General features: G+C 38.7%; 1 protein-coding gene. It reads right to left on the bottom strand.

What is annotated here, in order from left to right:
- Positions 1-507: 507 nt before the first annotated feature.
- Positions 508-1,041, bottom strand: a complete 534-nt coding sequence (locus MKHDV_RS18565; protein ID WP_160717976.1) for a DUF2867 domain-containing protein — start codon at positions 1,039-1,041, stop codon at positions 508-510.
- Positions 1,042-1,948: the final 907 nt, after the last annotated feature.

Raw genomic sequence — 1,948 nt, 5'->3', positions numbered from 1 at the left:
GTTCAATCTGAGCCAGAATCAAACTCTCCAGTTTAATAATTCTGTATTGAATTGTCCGTTACCGAAGCAACGAACAACGCTAGCTGATCTCTAAATCAATCCGATTCGCTATTTAATTGTCAAAGAGTTTCAAAGCGACGACAAAAGACCAGTTGTCTTCCGAGGTGCGAAAAGCGTTTTGCCTTATCTCACTTCGGGAGTCAACCTCTTTTTGAATTTAAATTCGAAGAAGTTGTCTTTCGATTTTGCGTCGTTAATTGAAAATGAACAATCTGCTTCGTTCCGACCCGTGCGGGCCGCTTCGTTGCAGCGAGAGAGGTTCTATGTAAACCAGCCCTCTTCGTCAACCTGTTTTTAAGATTTTTTGTGTTCTTTTTGCCGCAATATAATTAACTATATGTTTTAAAAGGATTTAAACAAAAATTTAATTTTGATTAATTGTAATGACAAGTTAGATACAAAGTGGATTATCCAAATATTTATGACTAAATCAACGATATTCACGTTTCAACTGGGACATTCAGCCCTCTTGAGGTAGCCTTTTAGACATTGCTTTATGAGCAGTTTGTGAAATGGCTTTATTAAACTGAAGTACAGTCGTCCAAACCTATTATGAAAAGAAACAATTGTTGTTAGACTAACTGTACATCGTTCATTTTCCGTCTTCTCTGCTAACACAGAACATTTGAAATCAAGATGCGTATCATCTTTGCCCATCACGATCTCAGAAACATTTCTATCAACAATCGGAAACAACACAGCTTTATCACCTATCTCGTATTGCACATCTGGATCATTGAGACGTTCCGGACGCTCGCTAGAAACTTCAAGGCCAAATGGTTTAACAATAGTATTGCGGAGAGCCAGTAGCATTTCGCCCCAATCAGGCAGCGCTGAGAAAATGCAACTCGTTATATAATCAACTGATTCATTCTTATCAGGAACTATCACCTGAAATGAATCAACGTAATCAATCTCTCCCAAAAACTGACTAGCAATTATTGAGCCCTCTGGACTTTTGTTGCTTGATTTGATTTTCATGACGTTACCTCCCTGCTTTTGTTTATGATTTAATACATTAAACAACTTTAGAATGCGATACATACTCTTTCAACTCTTATCTATAAAATTACACAGCTTCTTCTCAAAAACTTTACACTCATTCTAATTAAAAATTTGCCAATGACGTATTTTCCTTCATTCACCCCTTCGAGTTCGAGTCGTTATTCTCGACATTGTTTTTCAGACTTGAGCATGAAAAATAAACTCTTTTGACTCACCATGAATCTTCCGAAAATCATGACGTCATGTCTATAAAGCTCGGAGAATAGAAAAGTGACTCAGCTGTGGCGACACAAAAAATCACAGAAAACTTATACAAAGCAAGCTCTACCTCGTAACGCCCTTTCTTCCGTCAGCGGAGAAATGTAGAACCGTGAACAACGCTATCTACCTCTATCATTACCTTTCCAAACTTTGAGTTTTTGAGATTATTCACGGCATTGTTTTTAGTGCGCAGTAAGGTCCTGGGAAAAATGCGGCACCACCATGATCATTCCGCGAATAGTCTCAGAAAGAGGATGCATGGCATCATGAGGTAAAGCGCAGAGGGAATGGAAAGGGAGATCTGCGCTGGCATCTCCCGTCCCCCCGCGGGAGCGTGGAATGGGAAAGCATGGGACTAAGTATCAGTCAAAGCAACTGGAATATCTAAAGCAGAAAGAATAACAAAATTTACTAGCCAGATGAAAACAACAAAAGCCGTCTATCTTAGGATAGACGGCTTTTGTACAATTCAACGTAAGCTGCTTCTTCTTAATCTAGTAAACGGAAATGCAATTATCAGAACCCTACAGCCTATTCAAACAAGAAAAGCTGAAAATAAAGCAAAGGGATAAGGAAATGAATGCTTAGACTCAAGTATCCATACTTAGTCATAGAAAGCATA

This window comes from Halodesulfovibrio sp. MK-HDV (assembly GCF_009914765.1).
Taxonomy (GTDB): Bacteria; Desulfobacterota; Desulfovibrionia; order Desulfovibrionales; family Desulfovibrionaceae; genus Halodesulfovibrio.
The sequence above is the reverse complement of the archived record's forward strand: the minus strand, read 5'-3'. Positions and strand labels throughout refer to the sequence as shown.

Excerpts from the sequence above, each read along its gene's own strand:
- MKHDV_RS18565 (WP_160717976.1), bottom strand. The coding sequence starts at position 1,041 with ATGAAAATCAAATCAAGCAACAAAAGTCCAGAGGGCTCAATAATTGCT.